This window comes from Methylobacillus methanolivorans, assembly GCF_044751345.1.
Classification (GTDB): domain Bacteria; phylum Pseudomonadota; class Gammaproteobacteria; order Burkholderiales; family Methylophilaceae; genus Methylobacillus; species Methylobacillus methanolivorans.
Genome location: NZ_JBIWXY010000003.1, coordinates 136,959 through 154,693, shown reverse-complemented (window position 1 = coordinate 154,693; position 17,735 = coordinate 136,959). Strand labels below are relative to the sequence as shown.

Genomic DNA, 17,735 nt, shown 5'->3' with positions numbered 1-17,735 from the left:
GACACAGCCTTTTACTTTTTACTTGCCGCCGCCGTCATAGCCTTCTCAATATCCTTGGCCGGATATGCGCCTAGCATGCGCTTGCCATCAGCGAAAATCAGGGTGGGTGTGCTGGTCACATTGATCTTGCGGCCCAGCTCAGCCAGCTTTTCAATCGGCGTATCGCAAGTGCCTTGCGCCTTAGGTAATTGACCATTCAATATCCAGTCATTCCATGCCTTGGCACGATCAGGTGCACACCAGATCGCACGCGACTTGTTGGCAGCATCAGGGTGCAATTGCTCCAGCGGGAACAGGAATGTGTAGATGGTCACATCCGTGATATTGCTCAGCTCTTTTTGCTCCAGACGCTTGCAGTAAGGGCAATCCGGGTCGGAGAACACCACCAGCTTGCGGCTACCATTACCCTTGACCACCTTGACGGCCTGGTCAAGCGGCAAGGCGGCAAAATCCACCTTGGTCAACTCGTCCATGCGCTCGCCAGTAATATCACGCTTGGTCTTGGGCTCTACCAGTCGACCTTCGGCAATGAGGAAGCTGAATTTTTCATCTGTGTAGATAATCTGCCCATCGAGGAACACTTCATACAGGCCTGCATAAGGCGTCTTCACCACGCTATCCACTTTAACCTTGGGGTAAGTGGCTTCTATGGTTTTCTTCAGGCTGGCTTCATCGGCCCAGGCATGCGCCGCAAACAACGAAGCCGCCAATATTGCAATCCACTTCTTAGACATAAGTTAAATTCTTTCGCTGTAATTCAAAGCTTTAGATAACGGCCTGCTGTATCAATTGCTTTTTTAACGTCGGCATGCGATTTAGGCATTGCATACCCCCATTGCGCAACATCCTGAGCCAAGGCGCAGGATGCGCATACAAACTGTTCAAGCCATGCGTCAATAAACGCATGGACATCATATCGGCCTTGCGTGCCCGCTCATAGCGGCGCAAGACCATCATGTCACCAGGCTGTCGTCTTGGCTGAGGCACAGCAAGCGCCGCAGCCAAGGCCTGCACATCACGAAACCCTAGATTAACCCCTTGCCCAGCCAATGGATGCACCTGGTGCGCAGCATCCCCGACCAAGGCCAAGCCTGGGCGTATCAAACTGCTACTCTCTTGCATCGCCAGCGGAAAAGCCTGGGCTGGCGTTACCACGCTCAATCGCCCAAGACGATACTTCCCGGCGGCTGCCACTTTCTCTGCCAAAGCTTCCGCATCCAGCGCCAGCAAGGCCTGGGCGTTGATATTGTCCACCGACCAGACCATGGAAATATGTTGTTGCGGCAAGGGCAGCCAGGCTAATACATCATTACCACTGAACCATTGGCAGGCTTGCGACAAGTGCGGGCGCTCACAGGCAAAATTAGCCACAACGCCCATTTGGGCGTAATCATGTCGTTTCACCGTCATATCGGCTTGCCCACGTACCCAAGAGGCCGCGCCATCCGCCCCCACCAGCAATGCAGCGCCATATTTTTCGCCATTCGCTGCCTGCAATTCAACAGCGCTAGTACCCCATGTCACATGATCAATGCTCACGCTCTCAATGATGGGCACATCCAGGGCATCAAGCCGCGATAACAACGCCTGTTGAAGGCGGTTACCCTCGACAATCACACTCAGGTTGGCAAGATTGGCAGCATAGGCATCCAGCTCCAGGCTGGCGCCCTCATCCCCCCATACCTGCATGCTCTCCACTGCGCAATAACAGCTGGCATCCATTGCCTGCCAAGCACCTAATTCCGTCAGCCAGGCAACATTGCCTGGACTGAGGGCATAAATCCGGCTATCCCATTGCTCGCTGAGCTGAACGTCAACCTGTCCACGCTCCAGCACAGCCACGCGGTAACCTTGCAATTTGAGCGCCACAGCGGCAGCAACGCCCACCAGCCCGGCCCCGAGCACCATGATGTCAAACTCATGTTTCAAATTTGTCATGTCAGCTTATCCCTTGGGCCCAAAACTCATTTTGCTCACTAGGTGCTGTTTGGCAAATGGCACCATATCCATCAGCCCCAAGCCCAGTGAACGAATTTTGCGCAAACCGACAATATCGTTGGAAAACACATTGATCAGGAAGTCAGTAAACAATAAGCCACCACGGGTATCAGCTTTGCGGCTGGCCTGATAGGCCTGCATCATTGCCTCATGCCCCCATGTGGGAAGTGGTGTAGAGGCCAGCAACTGCGCCAGCTCCCAGGCATCGCGCATACCAACATTAAAGCCCTGCCCTGCAACCGGATGCATGGTCTGCGCGGCGTTACCAATCACAACAAGATGCGGAGCCGTGACAGGCTTGAGATAAGACAGCTTGAGTGGAAATGTAAGACGCTTGCCAACCGTCAGGAATCGTCCGACACGGTCGCCAAAATGGGTATGCAAAGCCTCGAGAAAAGCAGCATCATCTAGAGCCAGCAGTGCTTGCACTTCTTCCGCCTTGCCAGTCCAGACCAACGAGAAATAACGAGAGCCATTAGGAAGCAAGGCAACCGGACCAGCAGGTGTAAAACGCTCATAGGCAATATTGTCATGCGCCAATTCGCACGACACCTTGCTCACCAAGGCATCATGCCCATAGTGCTTGGTTTCACGCTCTAACCCTGGAATATCTCCCAGGCTACGCCCACCATCTGCCAACGCGACCATCTTGGCTTGGCTAGTGTAGGTTTGCCCTTGGTATTGATACGTCACCTGCGCAAGGTCATGGCCTGGCTCAATTGCCAGCGCTTCGGCCTCGTAATGCACCGTGATGCCTGGAAATTGCTGGATGGCTGCATCTAGCGCCGCAGAAAGATCACCATAAGACAGCACGTAGCCCAAGGCTGGCTGGCCATGCTCTTCGGCCTTGAGCAAGCTGCGCCCCAGGCTGCCGCGTTGTGACACATGAATGGTATTGATGGCCGTCGCCTTGGGTTGAAGTTCATCCCATAATCCCAGGCGCTGCAGAATCAAGATACTGCCATACGATAATGCCAGGGCGCGCTGGTCTTGATGCGCTGCCCCACGGGCACGCGCCTCAAGCACTGTGGCATTGATGCCTTTGAGTTGCAACCCCAGCGCCAAGGTAGCGCCCACCGGGCCACCGCCGACAATCAGCATATCTTGCTCAGTGGTACGACTCATCGTGCAGCCATCCAATCCTCGATTTCCTGTACGGTTTTTGGTGCGGCTACAGTGGTGATCTCATGTCCATCGGAGGTCACCACGGCATTATCTTCAATACGGATACCGATATTCCAGAAATGCTCAGGCACATTATCGGCAGGCCTGATATAGCAACCCGGCTCTACCGTCAGCACCATGCCAGGCACTAGTGGTCGCCAAGCACCATCAGCCTGCTTGTATTCCCCGGCATCATGCACATCCAGGCCCAACCAATGCCCAGTGCGATGCATGTAGAAACGACGGTAATCGCCTGATTCCAGCACGCTATCCAGCGAACCCTGACACAGCCCGAAATCGATCAAGCCTTGTGCCAGCACATGCAATGCTGCCTCATGCGGGGCATTCCAGTGCTGGCCTGGCCTGACTTGTGCCATCGCGGCATCCTGGGCGGCCAATACCAATTCATAAACATCTTTTTGCACCGCACTGAACTTGCCACTGACAGGGAAAGTGCGGGTAATGTCAGCAGCATAGCCCTGCCACTCACAGCCAGCATCTATCAGCAACAGATCACCCTCCTTGAGGCGATCCTGGTTGGTGATGTAATGCAGCACACAAGCATTGCCACCACCCGCGACGATGGAGGTATAGGCTGGCGCACGGCTACCACGACGGTAAAACTCGTGCAGAATCTCTGCCTCCACTTCGTACTCCATCATGCCAGCCTTGGTCATCCTCATGGCGCGCTTGTGCGCATCCACGGTGATATCAGCTGCCTCTTGCATCAGTGCCAGCTCGGCAGGCGACTTGATCAAGCGCATCTCGTCCAGCAGGCGGCGCACATCGACAATGGCTGCTGGGGCGGCAATGCCGCTACGTGCCTGGCTGGCGAGGTGCTTGAGCCACCCGCCTAGCCGTTGATCCCAGGCGGCATCCGCGCCTAATGCAAAGAATAGTTGCGGCTGATTGGCCAGCAAGTCGCCAATGCGCTGATCCAACTCGCTGATGCTGTACGCTTCATCAAAGCCAAACACTTCCTGTGCGCCTGCGGGACCATGACGGAAGCCATCCCAGATTTCACGCTCCATATCCTTGTCGCGGCAGAAGAGAATACTCTTGGGAGTATCCCCGGCGATAATCACCACTACAGCCTCTGGCTCATCAAACCCTGTCAGGTGATAAAAATAACTGTCAAAGCGATAGGGATAATGACTATCACGATTGCGCACTGCCTCGGCCGCAGTAGGAATCACCGCCACACCATGGCCCATTTTCTGCATCAGCGCCTGTCTGCGCGTCTTGAATTCTTCGATTTGCACTGTTTTCAACTAGCCCTGTTCGAGCACTCCATGAGGAGGATTAATATTTAGTCACGCCTGGCTCAACTGCTGATGTCAACTGTTGATCCAGGCTCCTGAGGCGCTCCGGCGTGCCAATATCATGCCATACGCCCTGGTGATGAAAAGCCGACGCTTGCTCCCGCATAATCGCCTCTTTGAGCAAAGGTGCCAACTTAGCCACATCACCTCTCAACACACCCTTGAACAAGGCTGGATCATAAACCGCAACCCCGGAGAATGTGAGGCGCTGCTGACCATCCAGCAGTAATTTGCCGTCATCCAGTGCAAAATCGCCATGGGCATGTTGTGGCGGGTTATCCACCAGTGCCAGATATGCTAACTGCCCTGTTTGCAAACCATCGCGCATCTGCGCGAAATCAATATCGGCAAACACATCGCCATTGACCACGAGGAACGGTTGATCGCCCAGTAAAGGCAATGCATTGGCTATGCCGCCTGCAGTTTCCAGCGCGACCTTTTCCGGGGAATATTGAATGGCAATACCCCAACGTGCACCATCGCCAAGCGCATCTTCAATCTGCTGCCCGAGGTGTGCATGGTTGATCACCACCTCCTTAAAACCAGCCGCTGCCAATCGCTCAAGATGCCAGACGATCAGCGGCTTGCCGCCTACCTGCAACAAAGGCTTGGGAGTCACATCGGTCAATGGCCGCATGCGTTCACCACGGCCTGCGGCAAGAATCATGGCTTTCAAGGCAAAGTCCTCCTTAGAAGGTATAGCCGAATTGCGACTCGCGCTTTTCCAACTCATCCAGCAAGCGTAGCAACGGCTTCAACTCACCATAACGGACACAGACAGCGCGCACATAGTTCATGAAGCGCGGGGTATCCGCCAGATATTTAGGTTTGCCATCACGATAATTAATGCGGGCAAAGATACCCAACACCTTGAGATGACGCTGCAGCCCCATCCATTCAAAGTCACGGTAAAAATCGCCAAAATCAGCAGCCACAGGCAAGCCAGCTTTGCGCGCCTTTTCCCAATAGCGAATCACGCCATCCAGCACCCGCTCCTCTTTCCAGCTGATGAAAGCATCCTTGAACAGCGATGCCACGTCATAACTGATTGGGCCATAGACCGCATCCTGGAAATCCAGAATGCCAGGAGAAGGCGTACTGACCATCAGGTTGCGCGGCATATAGTCGCGATGGACATACACCGATGGCTGGGCCAGGTTGTACCGCACAATCGTGCTAAACGCATTCTCCAGCACATTGCGTTGTGTATCGTTAAGTTCGATATTCAGGTGGCGCGCGATATACCAATCCGGAAACAGAGCCAACTCACGTCGCAACAAGGCCTCGTCGTATACAGGCAATACCCCGGGCTTGCTGGCAAGTTGCCAGGTAACCAGCGCGTCAATCGCATCGCGGAACAAGGCATCAGCGTTATCCTCGTTCAGCACATCGAGGAAAGTCTGTGTTCCGAGATCACTCAACAGCAGGAAGCCATGCTCCAAATCTTGTGCCAGGATATTCGGTACATTCAAGCCAGCCTCCTGGAACAAGGCCGCCACCTTGACGAATGGGGCGCAATCCTCCTGCGGAGGAGGTGCATCCATGGCGATCAGGGTAGTGCCATCGGCTAGGTGGACACGAAAATAACGCCGGAAACTGGCATCGGCAGAAGCTGTAGTCAGATGATGAGATTTGCCCTGCAAGACCTGGGCGAGCCAATCATTCAATTGATCAAGACGCGACACGAACGATTTATCCTAGAAATATGCGATCACTTTGTGATCGTACAAAATGAAAACCAGGCACATTTACAACATGCCGGAAAATTTAAACTTCCTTTTAATTCAGCCACAAAGCAATCCTTCGCACGATTTATGGATTGCCTAAAGCAGCAAATTATGCGATTTTATCACCCATAAAACAAACACGCGCTTTCTTAAGCCTCCTCACCACTGAATCATTGTGAAAATTCGCCCCATCACTTTTCTTGTCGCGCTTGTTTGCCTGGGACTAGGTCAAGCGTACGCCGAAGACGCCCCAGAAACAGATGCCAGCAGCACCCCATCTGAAAACCTGCCAGATCCTGATGCCATCATTATTGAAGGCGACAAGGTACAGGTTTATCTGGATCGCAAGCTTAAATCCATAGGCAATGCCTCACTGACCACAGGTGCACAGGAAGTGCATGGCGACACCATAGAATATGATGTGCAGAATGAGGAGTTGCACGTTATTGGCAACGCGCGCTTGGAAACCAAGGGAGGTCGTATCAAAGGCCCCGAGCTGCGCATGAAACCATCAGAAAGCATCGGGGAAATGAAAAACCCGACTTTCGAGCTGGATTCGCAATTTGCCAACCTGCCGCAATTCGGCACCACAGGCAACCAGCGCCAGGACAATGACAACCTGATCTACAACAGCAACAATACCACCCCATTAACGCAGCAAAACATTGAAGACAGCGGCTATGCGCCTGGCCTGAGCCGCAAGCAAGGTGCCTCACGCGGCGATGCAAAGGGCGTCGTATTTGAAGGTCCTGATCGCAAACGCCTCAAGAGCGCACGCTATACAACATGTGAGGTAGGCTCCGACGATTGGTACATTCGCGCCAAGGAGCTGGAGCTGGATGATTACACTAAAACAGGTACTGCACGTAACGCACGTGTGGAATTTCAGGGAGTGCCTATTTTATGGACACCCTGGGTCAACTTCTCATTCCTGAACCAGCGAAAATCTGGCTTTCTAGCTCCCACCTGGGGCACCACCAGCCGTAGCGGTTTCGAATTCCTGGTACCGTTCTATTGGAATATTGCACCTGACATGGATGCCACCATAGGCACACGCTTTCTGAGTAAGCGTGGTATGCAATACCAAGGCGAATTCCGCTACCTGAACGAAGACTACCAAGGGACTGCCAATCTAGAGTATTTGCCTAGCGACACCAGTACCGGCGATAACCGCTACTACGCCAAGTTTGCTCACCTGCATAACTTCCACAATGGTTGGACTGCGGCATACAACCTGGAAAAAGTCTCGGACGATAAATACTTCTCCGAAATGTCCACCCGCATTGTCACCACCAGCCGGGTGAACCTGCCGCAACAAGCGTACGTGAACTACGCTGATGAAAACTGGACGTTCAATGCACTGGTGCAAAAGTTCCAGACACTGGATGGACTCAACTATCCTCTGCAACGCCTGCCGCAACTCACATTGACCGGCAATGACGAATGGGGGCCATTTGATGTCAAGCTACTGACACAGTGGGCAAATTTTGACCGCAACAGCAATGCCATCAGCACTCAATCCACCTTGAGTGGCGGCACTCTGGACACACTGGTGACTGGCAAACGACTGGTCGCCTACCCCAGCATCAGCCTACCGATGGCACAACCTTACGGTTACATCACACCAAAGTTAGGCCTGCATTACACAAAATATGAAGTTGATAATGGCGCGTTTACCATCAGGGATAGCAACGGCATTATTACATCGCAGGACGAATATCAATCGCAAAGCCGCACCCTGCCAATATTCAGTATAGACAGCGGCCTCTACTTCGATCGCGACGTACGCATCGTCAAGAACCGTTACACGCAGACACTGGAGCCAAGGCTTTACTACGTCTATATCCCTTACCGTGATCAATCGCTGCTGCCGGTCTACGACTCCAGCCAAGCTGACTTGAACATGGGCTCGCTGTTCCTGGAAAACCAGTTTACCGGCCAGGATCGCATTAACAATGCCAACCAGTTGACGATGGCTTTCACCAGCCGCATGATCAGCAAGAAGACGGGTGAACAGCGCTTGGCTGTCACCGTGGGGCAGCGCTATTACTTTGCAGATGAAAAAGTCTATCTCCCCGGTGTGAATCCACGTTCTGGCGATACTTCCGACATCATCGGAGAAATCACTGCCCGCCTGCTCAACAACTGGAACATTGATATCTTTGGTCAGTACAACACGGACCGTAATGTCTATGTGCGTAACAACATCAGCGCACGCTACAACCCCGAGCCCGGCAAGACGCTCAACCTTGGCTACCGCTACACCGAAGATCGCCTGGAGCAAATCAATATCTCCGGCCAATGGCCCCTGGGCAAGGGTTGGTATGGACTTGGGCGCTGGAACTATTCGCTGCGCGAGAACCAACCGATTGAAGGGATTGCCGGCCTAGAGTATGACGCCGATTGCTGGCAAGCCAGAGCCGTCATGCAACGTGTTTCCACCGCGACCGCAGATGCCAACTATGCACTCTATTTCCAGCTTGAGCTGGGAGGTCTGGCCTCTATCGGCCAGAACCCGCTCAAACTTCTTAACCGCGCCATTCCCGGCTATACTAGCTCCAGCCTGATCCCGGATTCCTACCAGTAATCATCTTATGCACAATCACGTTTTCAAGACTATCGCCAAGCATGGCCTGCTGGCCCTGTTTTTGTTTTCCAGCATCTCCGCCATGGCAGCAGACATTGCCAAGATGGATCGTATTGTCGCCATTGTTGACCAAGGCGTCATTACTGAAAAAGAGCTCAATGACCGTATCCAGACCGTGACTGCCCAACTGGAAAAACAAGGCACGCAGCTCCCCCCGCGCGAAGTGCTGCAAAAACAGATTCTGGAGCGCTTGATCAACGACAGGCTGCAATTGCAATATGCAACGCAGACAGGCCTGCGCGTAGATGACGCGCAGCTCGACAAGACTATTGAACGGATTGCCGAACAGAACAAGCTCAGCACTGGCGAATTCCGCAAAGCGCTTGAAGCCGAGGGCATTCCTTATCGCAAATTCAGGGAAGATATCCGTAACGAGATCATTCTGGCCCGCTTGCGCGAGCGTGAAGTTGATAACCGCGTCAATGTCACTGAGTCAGAAATCGACAACTTCCTTACCACACAGTCCTCTCGCAACGATATCAAGGACGAATTCGAGGTAGCCCACATCTTGGTGCGTGCACCGGAAGAAGGTACGCCGGAGGAATTGCAAAAGCTCAAGGCCAAGGCGGAAACCGCCTTGAAAGAATTGCAGGGGGGTGCAGATTTCGCCCAAATCTCGGCAGGTTACTCGGATGCTCCGAATGCACTCGAAGGTGGTGTATTGGGCTGGAAAACATCCGCCCAGCTACCAGCCTTGTTTACGGATGCCTTACAAGGCCTGCAACCAGGTCAATTCTCCCCAATATTGCGTAGCCCAAATGGCTACCACATCCTGAAGCTGCTCAATCGCCGCGGCGGTAGCTCACCACTGGTCGTGGATCAGACCCATGTTCGCCATATCCTCATCAAGCTGAGCGAAGTCGTTTCGGAGATGGAAGCAGAGCAGAAGATCAAATCGATCAAGGAGCGGCTGGATCACGGTGCCGACTTTGCCGAGCTGGCCCGACAGTATTCAGAAGATGCCTCTGCCAATAATGGCGGCGACCTGGGCTGGACAAACCCTGGCGACACCGTGCCCGCATTTGAGCAAGTGATGAATGGCCTTGCCATCAACCAGATCAGCGAACCAGTGCGCAGCCCGTTTGGCTGGCATATCCTGCAGGTGATGGAGCGCCGTAAACAGGACATGACCCAGGAATCCGCACGGATGAAGGCAAGACAGGAAATCCGCGCGCGCAAGGCCGATGATGCCTTCCAGGATTGGCTGGGCGAGTTGCGTGATCGCGCCTATGTCGAATATCGCCTGGAAGACAAATACTAGGCCAGCCATTGCAGACTTTGCCCCGCATCGTCATCACGGCTGGCGAACCTGCCGGCATCGGGATTGACCTCTGTGTCATGTTGGCTGGCCAAGCATTGCCATGCCATCTGGTTGTTATTGCCGACCAGGATGTCTTGGAATCACGTGCCCAGGCCTTGCAGTTGCCATTGCAGATTCAACGCTATGTGCCTGAGAACTGGCCTAGCCACCTGGGACAGCATCAACTCACCGTCCTGCATCAACCCTGCCCTGCCGAGGTCATCGCCGGTCAGTTGGATACACGCAACGGTGCCTATGTGTTACAGACACTTGAACGTGCGATTAATGGCTGCATGCAAGGCGAATTTGATGCGATGGTGACAGCGCCGGTGCATAAAGGCGTTATCAACGATGCAGGTGTTGCGTTTACCGGGCACACAGAATTCCTCGCTGAGCATACCCACACACCGCAAGTCGTCATGATGCTGGTCGGTGGTGAATTACGTGTTGCACTGGCAACCACACACCTGCCATTAGCTGAAGTTAGTCAGGCTATCACACAAGACAGCCTGGAAACCACTATCCGCATTTTGCATCACGACCTCATCAACAAATTCGGCATCCGCAGCCCACGTATCCTGGTCACCGGCCTCAACCCACATGCGGGTGAAGGTGGTCATCTAGGGATGGAGGAAATCACCACCATTACCCCGGTGCTGGAAAAATTGCGCGCCGAAGGCATGCTCCTTAAAGGCCCATTGCCTGCCGACACCCTTTTTACTCAACACAATTTGGCGCAAGGAGATTGCGTGCTGGCGATGTACCACGACCAAGGTCTGCCTGTGCTCAAGCATGCCAGCTTTGGTGAGGGCGTCAATGTCACGCTGGGACTGCCCATGATCAGGACATCCGTCGATCACGGTACAGCCCTTGACCTTGCAGGCAAAGGGAATATTGAGATCGGCAGCCTGCTCAGCGCGATCCAACTCGCCATCACCCTGGCCACGCACAGTAAGCAATCATCATGAAACACGTCGCAAAAAAACGCTTTGGCCAGAATTTCCTGACCGACAAAGCCATTATCAATAGCTTGATTGAAGCCATCTCCCCCAAAGCGGAAGATTGCATGGTCGAGATAGGCCCGGGCCTGGGGGCCATGACCAAACCATTGCTGGAGCGCCTGCAACACCTGCATGTGGTGGAAATAGACCGCGACATCATTGAGTGGATGCAGGGGTATTACCCCGCAGGCAAGCTTAGTATCCATGCCAGCGATGCGCTCAAGTTTGACTTTGGCAGTATCGCCCCACGCCTGCGCGTGGTCGGCAATCTGCCTTACAATATTTCCACCCCTATCTTGTTCCACCTGCTCGACAATGTGCCGCATATCATCGATATGCACTTCATGTTGCAGAAGGAAGTGGTAGAACGCATGGTGGCAGAGCCTTCCAGCGCCGCTTACGGCAGGCTGTCGGTCATGTTGCAATACCGCTTGCAAATGGAATACCTGCTCACAGTGCCGCCCGAGGCCTTTGACCCAGCCCCCAAAGTAGAGTCGGCATTCGTACGTGCTGTACCTTATGCCACCCTGCCTCATCCGGCCAAGGATGAAGCCTTGTTTGCGAAAGTGGTCACTGCAGCATTTGCCCAACGCCGCAAGACTCTACGCAACACCCTGAAGGTGCTATTGGATGACGCAGGTTTTGCAGCGCTCAACATCGACCCACAATTGCGAGCAGAAAATATTTCACCAGCCGAATTTGTTGCGATTGCTAACTATCTAGCAGCATGAAGCGCGGCTGATATAATCGCGGATTGAACAGAGGAGACCACATGAGAGTCATACTATTAGGCGCACCAGGTGCAGGTAAGGGCACCCAGGCCACCTTCATCAAGGAAGCATTCAACATCCCCCAGATTTCCACTGGCGACATGCTGCGCGCCGCGGTAAAAGCGGGCACCCAGCTTGGCCTGGAAGCCAAGCGTTATATGGATTCCGGCGGCCTGGTTCCCGATGACGTGATCATCGGCCTGGTCAAAGAGCGCATCAAGGATGCAGACTGCCAGCAAGGTTTCCTGTTTGACGGTTTCCCACGCACCATCCCCCAAGCTGAAGCAATGAAGCAAGCCGGTGTTGACATCGACTATGTGGTTGAAATCGATGTGCCTGATGAAGAAATCATCAAGCGTATGAGCGGTCGCCGCACTCACCTGCCTTCTGGTCGTACCTATCACGTGGTGTTCAACCCACCCAAGGTTGCAGGCAAGGATGATGTCACTGGTGAGGACCTGGTACAACGCGATGATGACAAGGAAGAAACTGTTGCCAAGCGCCTTGAGGTATACCACAGCCAGACCAAGCCACTGGTGGACTACTACTCAACATGGGCGGCAGAATCAAGCGCCAAGGCCCCCAAATATGTCCGTATCACAGGCCTGGGCGAAGTCAGCAATATCCGTGCGCAGGTACTGCAAGCCTTAGGTAAATAATTCATCTAAATAATTTAGGTACATAATCTACCTAAGCAAACCTGCCGCTAATAAAAAAGCCGAACCATGATGATTCGGCTTTTTTTATGCCAACGGGCCGCTACCTAAAACTCAGCCCACTCATCTGCGGAGCCTGCACTTGTAGGCATCACGGGAGCCACAGTCTTTGCAGCCGGGGCTTGCCTAGAGACTTTAGACTTAACAACAGATTGAGGTTTGCTGACCGCACGTGGTGCTACTGCCCGAGCCTGGACATGACTGACCTTGAACACGCTCACCGCCTGTGCCAGGCTAGCCGCCTGATCCTGTAGCGACTGCGAAGCCGCTGCCGCCTCTTCCACCAATGCAGCATTCTGCTGTGTCACTTCATCCATCTGGCCAATCGCCTGGTTGACTTGCTCAATGCCTGTGCTCTGCTCATGGCTGGCAGCGCTGATCTCACTGACAATATCTGTGACACGTTGCACGCTGTTCACCACTTCGCGCATCGTCGCTCCAGCCTGCTCGACCAACTTGCTCCCCACCTCCACACTTTCCACGGAATCTGTGATCAAACTCTTAATTTCCTTGGCAGCATTGGCAGAGCGCTGCGCCAAGTTGCGCACTTCACTTGCCACCACAGCGAAACCGCGCCCTTGCTCGCCAGCGCGGGCTGCTTCCACCGCAGCGTTCAATGCAAGAATATTGGTCTGGAAAGCAATCCCGTCGATCACGCCGATAATATCTGCAATCCGCTTAGAAGAATCACTGATGGACTGCATGGTAGAAATAACCTGCTCGACCACCTGTCCACCTTGCACCGCTACACCCGAGGCAGATGCAGCCAGTTGATTAGCCTGCTGCGCATTGTCTGCATTCTGCTTCACGGTGGAGGTAAGTTCCTCCATCGCTGAAGCCGTCTCCTCGAGGGAGCTGGCCTGCTCCTCGGTACGAGATGACAAATCCAGATTACCCGAGGCGATCTGTGAAGAGGCTGTGGCAATTGTTTCTGTACCCGTGCGCACCTCACCGACAATACCCGCCAGGTTGTCATTCATTTTCTTCAATGCCTGAAGCAACTGACCGATTTCGTCCTTGGAATCCACAGCAACAGAAGTCGTCAAGTCTCCGGCTGCCACTGTCTCAGCCACTTCTACGGCTCTGCCTAAAGGACGGGTGATGCCCAATGCCAGGTGCCAGGCGGACATCGCCCCCACCAAAATTGACACCACCGCCAATATGGCCAAGATCAAGCTGCTGGAATACTTGACACTTTGGATATCAGCATTCGCCGAATTAAGAATTTCTCTTTGAAAATCAACAATATCATCCATGCTATCGTAATAAGCTTGGCGAGCTGGCATGAACAGGCGATCCACCTCTTGATCAAGTGTAGCTTGATCTACATTTTTGTCTTTCATATCCAAGATACTGTCTCGGATGTCGCCAAACTGCTTGCGTTTTTCCAAAGCCAAGTCAAACTTCTGTTTGCCTTCAGGCGTTTGCAACATAGGCCCTAATTGCTTGATCAGGTCATCATTGGCATTATTGGTAATGGCAATATTCTTTCTCCAGCGATCAATCGTTGCCGGATCGCTCACCTTCAAAAGAGCAAGTGTACGCACACCATTTTCTTTTACATTCGCCAGCCACTGACGTGCCAACCGCTCTTTCACCAAATCCTCTTCAGCCATCTTTTGAGCGGTAGCACCAACAGCAGAAATCCTAGTCAAGCCAACTGTGGCCATGATCGCCATCAGCACCAAAATCACCGAGAAGCCGATCCCCAAACGCACTCCAATGTTCAAATCTGCAAATTTCATAGTTGTTGCTCCTTTTATTGTTATTACTTATATCGACACTTGCTGAATGGCATTTCCCAATGCCACTGAGGCCATAAGCTTGTCGATGCTCAATAGCATGACTGTGAGTTCATCCACAGTTGCTACCCCAAGCAGGAATGTAGCTTCCATTGCGACCCCCATCGCTGGCGGCTCTTTGATCTGGCCAGCATCAAGCGCCATCACATCAGACACACTATCCACCACCATGCCGATAATGCGCTCTTCCAGATTCAATACGATCACCACCGTATTCTGGTTATATGTAGGTTCAAGCTGGCCAAACCAGATACGCATATCAACAATCGGCACAATAATGCCGCGCAAATTGACGATGCCCTTAAGGTATTCAGGCGCATTGGCGATCTGCGTCACCTGCTCATAACCGCGGATTTCCTGCACACTCAGGATATTGATGCCGTAGTGCTCCCCTCCCAGGGTAAACATCAACACCTCTAATATGGACTCCTGATCCACCATCGTCCCCCTTTATAAATGACTGAACACACCCATGTCCCAACGGCATTCAAAAGGAGTTTCTTTAATTTATTTTTACTAAAAAATGTTAAATTTTTGTAAAAAGCAGAACATCCACTACAAGCCAAAGCATATCAAACCCTGCAACAAATCAATGCTTACATAAACCTGACGGCTTCCACAAAAAGCAAAACCCACGCTTAGCATTGACTTTATCTTGCAGCCATTTGCAAATTACATTATGCAAAACAAAGTGCTTAACACTTCGCTAGCCATCAATCATGCACGGCTACACTCTGCTTCATGCATGATTTGATACTCGCGCTTGTCTCGGGAAAATACCGCCGCTTAAGGTATAATTTTGCTTTCCGAATTTTTACCCAGACCACCATCATGCAGCAGCAGTATCCATTCCGTGAAATCGAGCAACAAGCGCAATCCTATTGGGAATCCAATGCCACTTTCGCAGCCACGGAGCAGTCCGATAAGCCCAAGTACTATTGCCTGTCCATGTTTCCCTATCCATCTGGCAGGCTACACATGGGTCATGTGCGCAACTACACGATTGGTGATGTTCTGAGCCGCTTCCATCGCATGCGTGGCTTCAACGTCATGCAACCCATGGGCTGGGATGCTTTCGGCCTGCCTGCCGAAAATGCCGCGATCAAGAACAATGTCGCACCAGCAGGCTGGACCTATAGCAATATTGAACATATGAAAGGCCAGCTCAAAAGTCTGGGCTTGGCCGTAGATTGGCAGCGTGAGATTGCGACTTGCAAACCCGATTATTACCGCTGGGAACAATGGCTATTCACCGAGCTTTACAAAAAAGGCCTGATCTACAAGAAAACGGCAACCGTCAATTGGGACCCAGTCGACCAAACCGTACTGGCAAATGAGCAAGTGATTGATGGTCGCGGCTGGCGCTCTGGTGCGCTGGTTGAGAAGCGCGACATCCCGCAATACTTCATGAAAATTACTGCATATGCGGAAGAGCTGCTGGCAGACCTCGACACACTGGAAGGCTGGCCCGAGCAGGTCAAGACCATGCAACGTAACTGGATAGGCAAGAGCTATGGCTGTGAAGTGGAGTTCCCACTCGCCGCTGGTAAAGGTACGCTCAAGGTCTACACCACTCGCCCTGATACGCTCATGGGTGCCACTTACGTTGCCGTTGCAGCAGAACACGCGCTAGCCACAGAAGCCGCCAAGAACAACCCCGAGCTACAAGCCTTTATCGACGAATGCAAGCGAGGCAGCGTTGCCGAAGCCGACCTGGCCACCGCCGAGAAAAAGGGCATGGCCTCCGGCCTGTTCGTATTGCACCCGATCACTGGCGAGCAACTACCAGTATGGGTCGCCAACTACGTGCTCATCAGCTATGGCGAAGGTGCAGTAATGGCCGTGCCAGCGCATGACGAACGCGATTTTGAATTTGCCAGCAAGTATGAGTTGCCCATCAAGGCTGTCATCAAGCCTGCTCATAGCGAGTTGGAGCTGCCTTTACAAGCGGCTTATACCGAGCATGGTGTTCTATTCGACTCTGCTGACTTCAATGGTCTCGACTTCAACCAGGCCAGCGATGCCATCGCTACGGCATTGGCTGCGAAAAACCTTGGCCAAAAGCGCACTCAATATCGCCTGCGCGATTGGGGTATCTCGCGCCAGCGCTACTGGGGCTGCCCTATCCCTATCGTGCATTGCCCAAGCTGTGGTGAAATCCCGGTGCCGGCCGACCAGCTACCGGTGGTCTTGCCGGAAGATGTCGTCATGGACGGTGTTGGCTCACCGATCAAGAAAGATCCGGCCTTCTACGACACCACCTGCCCAAGCTGCGGCGAGAAAGCCACGCGTGAGACCGACACCATGGATACCTTCGTCGAGTCCTCATGGTATTTTGCCCGTTACGCGAGCTTTGATGCCAGCAACGGCATGGTGGACGAGCGCGCCAACTACTGGCTGCCGGTGGATCAATACATCGGCGGCATTGAGCATGCCATCCTGCACTTGCTCTATGCACGCTTCTTCAACAAGCTGATGCGCGATGTTGGCCTGATCCAGCATGATGAACCTTTTACCAAGCTATTGACGCAGGGCATGGTATTGAAGGACGGCAGCAAAATGTCCAAGTCCAAGGGCAACACGGTAGACCCCCAGGAGCTGATCGACAATTACGGTGCAGATACCGCACGCTTGTTCATGATGTTTGCAGCACCACCCGAGCAAAGCCTGGAGTGGTCCGATGCAGGTGTCGAGGGTGCGCACCGCTTCCTCAAACGCGTCTGGACTGCTGTCGCCTCGCATGTTGAAGCCGGTGTCACAACGGCTTTCAGCACCGGTGAACTACCTGCCGAGCTCAAGGCCTTCCGCCGCCAATTGCACCAGACGATAGACAAGGTCAGTGATGACTATGGTCGCCGCCACTCCTTCAACACGGCAATCGCTGCGGTAATGGAGCTGATGAACGCCTATGCGAAGCTGGAAGGCGACGACACCATCACGCGTGCCATCCGCCAGGAAACGCTGGAAAATGTCGTGCTGTTACTTTCGCCTATCGTGCCGCACATCAGCCACACGCTCTGGCAAGAGCTTCGTCCTAATAGCCAACTGCTTGATACTCGCTGGCCGGTTGCCAACAAGGCTGCCATGGTGCAGGATGAGATTGAGCTGATGCTGCAAGTCAATGGCAAACTGCGTGGCAGCATGACCGTTGCCCGTACGCTGGATAAAGCAGCCATTGAAGCGCTGGCGGTACAACAGGAAAGCATCCAGAAATACCTGGCCGAAGGCAGTGTGCGCAAGATCATTGTCGTACCCAACAAACTCGTCAACATCGTCGTAGGATAAACC

At 53.2% G+C, this 17,735-nt stretch carries 14 protein-coding genes; 6 read left to right on the top strand and 8 right to left on the bottom strand.

What is annotated here, in order from left to right:
- Window positions 1–11: 11 nt before the first annotated feature.
- Genes ACIKP9_RS13060 through ACIKP9_RS13035 form a run of 6 tightly spaced genes read right to left on the bottom strand, consistent with a single transcriptional unit; the run spans window position 12 to window position 6,169 of the window.
- Window positions 12–734 carry a DsbC family protein gene (locus ACIKP9_RS13060; RefSeq protein WP_400883731.1) on the bottom strand — a complete coding sequence of 241 codons (723 nt, stop codon included), beginning with the start codon at window positions 732–734 and terminating at the stop codon, window positions 12–14.
- Window positions 735–765: 31 nt separating this feature from the next.
- Window positions 766–1,938 (bottom strand): FAD-dependent monooxygenase, encoded by a 1,173-nt coding sequence (locus ACIKP9_RS13055; RefSeq protein WP_400883728.1) that lies wholly within the window; start codon window positions 1,936–1,938, stop codon window positions 766–768.
- Window positions 1,939–1,944: 6 nt separating this feature from the next.
- Complete coding sequence (locus ACIKP9_RS13050) at window positions 1,945–3,123, bottom strand: FAD-dependent monooxygenase (RefSeq protein ID WP_400883726.1); 1,179 nt, start codon at window positions 3,121–3,123, stop codon at window positions 1,945–1,947.
- Window positions 3,120–4,433, bottom strand: a complete 1,314-nt coding sequence (locus tag ACIKP9_RS13045) for an aminopeptidase P N-terminal domain-containing protein (protein ID WP_400883723.1) — start codon at window positions 4,431–4,433, stop codon at window positions 3,120–3,122. Before ACIKP9_RS13045 ends, ACIKP9_RS13050 begins: the two co-directional genes overlap by 4 nt.
- Before the next feature lie 31 nt (window positions 4,434–4,464).
- Complete coding sequence (gene murU / locus ACIKP9_RS13040; RefSeq protein WP_400883882.1) at window positions 4,465–5,151, bottom strand: N-acetylmuramate alpha-1-phosphate uridylyltransferase MurU; 687 nt, start codon at window positions 5,149–5,151, stop codon at window positions 4,465–4,467.
- 22 nt (window positions 5,152–5,173) lie between these two features.
- Entirely contained in the window at window positions 5,174–6,169 is a 996-nt protein-coding gene (locus ACIKP9_RS13035; RefSeq protein ID WP_400883721.1) for an aminoglycoside phosphotransferase family protein, read from the bottom strand.
- Window positions 6,170–6,386: 217 nt separating this feature from the next.
- Here ACIKP9_RS13035 and ACIKP9_RS13030 point away from each other — a divergent pair, with 217 nt between their 5' ends.
- The 5 genes from ACIKP9_RS13030 to adk are packed head-to-tail and all read left to right on the top strand — an operon-like array spanning window position 6,387 to window position 12,588.
- The gene (locus ACIKP9_RS13030; RefSeq protein WP_400883718.1) at window positions 6,387–8,798 is read left to right on the top strand and encodes an LPS-assembly protein LptD; all 2,412 of its coding nucleotides are present in this window, start codon (window positions 6,387–6,389) and stop codon (window positions 8,796–8,798) included.
- Between the two features lie 7 nt (window positions 8,799–8,805).
- Window positions 8,806–10,119 carry a peptidylprolyl isomerase gene (locus tag ACIKP9_RS13025; protein WP_230348860.1) on the top strand — a complete coding sequence of 438 codons (1,314 nt, stop codon included), beginning with the start codon at window positions 8,806–8,808 and terminating at the stop codon, window positions 10,117–10,119.
- An 8-nt stretch (window positions 10,120–10,127) separates the two neighbouring features.
- Window positions 10,128–11,126 carry a 4-hydroxythreonine-4-phosphate dehydrogenase PdxA gene (gene pdxA / locus ACIKP9_RS13020; protein ID WP_400883714.1) on the top strand — a complete coding sequence of 333 codons (999 nt, stop codon included), beginning with the start codon at window positions 10,128–10,130 and terminating at the stop codon, window positions 11,124–11,126.
- Window positions 11,123–11,890, top strand: a complete 768-nt coding sequence (gene rsmA, locus ACIKP9_RS13015; protein WP_400883711.1) for a 16S rRNA (adenine(1518)-N(6)/adenine(1519)-N(6))-dimethyltransferase RsmA — start codon at window positions 11,123–11,125, stop codon at window positions 11,888–11,890. Before pdxA ends, rsmA begins: the two co-directional genes overlap by 4 nt.
- Window positions 11,891–11,931: 41 nt before the next feature.
- Window positions 11,932–12,588 (top strand): adenylate kinase, encoded by a 657-nt coding sequence (adk, locus tag ACIKP9_RS13010; RefSeq protein WP_400883708.1) that lies wholly within the window; start codon window positions 11,932–11,934, stop codon window positions 12,586–12,588.
- A gap of 104 nt (window positions 12,589–12,692) precedes the next feature.
- Here adk and ACIKP9_RS13005 read toward each other — a convergent pair whose 3' ends face one another.
- Window positions 12,693–14,390 carry a methyl-accepting chemotaxis protein gene (locus ACIKP9_RS13005; RefSeq protein WP_400883706.1) on the bottom strand — a complete coding sequence of 566 codons (1,698 nt, stop codon included), beginning with the start codon at window positions 14,388–14,390 and terminating at the stop codon, window positions 12,693–12,695.
- 27 nt (window positions 14,391–14,417) lie between these two features.
- Window positions 14,418–14,888, bottom strand: a complete 471-nt coding sequence (locus ACIKP9_RS13000) for a chemotaxis protein CheW (protein WP_400883703.1) — start codon at window positions 14,886–14,888, stop codon at window positions 14,418–14,420.
- A gap of 390 nt (window positions 14,889–15,278) precedes the next feature.
- Between ACIKP9_RS13000 and leuS the strand changes: the two genes are divergently transcribed.
- Window positions 15,279–17,732: a leucine--tRNA ligase gene (leuS, locus tag ACIKP9_RS12995; protein ID WP_400883880.1), complete on the top strand. Its 2,454-nt coding sequence runs from the start codon at window positions 15,279–15,281 to the stop codon at window positions 17,730–17,732.
- The last annotated feature ends 3 nt before the right edge of the window (window positions 17,733–17,735 follow it).

Bases quoted from the DNA above. Each gene is read 5' to 3' on its own strand.
- adk (WP_400883708.1), top strand. From the start codon at position 11,932: ATGAGAGTCATACTATTAGGCGCACCAGGTGCAGGTAAGGGCACCCAG.
- ACIKP9_RS13025 (WP_230348860.1), top strand. From the start codon at position 8,806: ATGCACAATCACGTTTTCAAGACTATCGCCAAGCATGGCCTGCTGGCC.
- ACIKP9_RS13060 (WP_400883731.1), bottom strand. From the start codon at position 734: ATGTCTAAGAAGTGGATTGCAATATTGGCGGCTTCGTTGTTTGCGGCG.
- ACIKP9_RS13005 (WP_400883706.1), bottom strand. From the start codon at position 14,390: ATGAAATTTGCAGATTTGAACATTGGAGTGCGTTTGGGGATCGGCTTC.
- murU (WP_400883882.1), bottom strand. From the start codon at position 5,151: ATGATTCTTGCCGCAGGCCGTGGTGAACGCATGCGGCCATTGACCGAT.
- ACIKP9_RS13055 (WP_400883728.1), bottom strand. From the start codon at position 1,938: ATGACAAATTTGAAACATGAGTTTGACATCATGGTGCTCGGGGCCGGG.
- rsmA (WP_400883711.1), top strand. From the start codon at position 11,123: ATGAAACACGTCGCAAAAAAACGCTTTGGCCAGAATTTCCTGACCGAC.
- ACIKP9_RS13000 (WP_400883703.1), bottom strand. From the start codon at position 14,888: ATGGTGGATCAGGAGTCCATATTAGAGGTGTTGATGTTTACCCTGGGA.
- leuS (WP_400883880.1), top strand. From the start codon at position 15,279: ATGCAGCAGCAGTATCCATTCCGTGAAATCGAGCAACAAGCGCAATCC.
- ACIKP9_RS13050 (WP_400883726.1), bottom strand. From the start codon at position 3,123: ATGAGTCGTACCACTGAGCAAGATATGCTGATTGTCGGCGGTGGCCCG.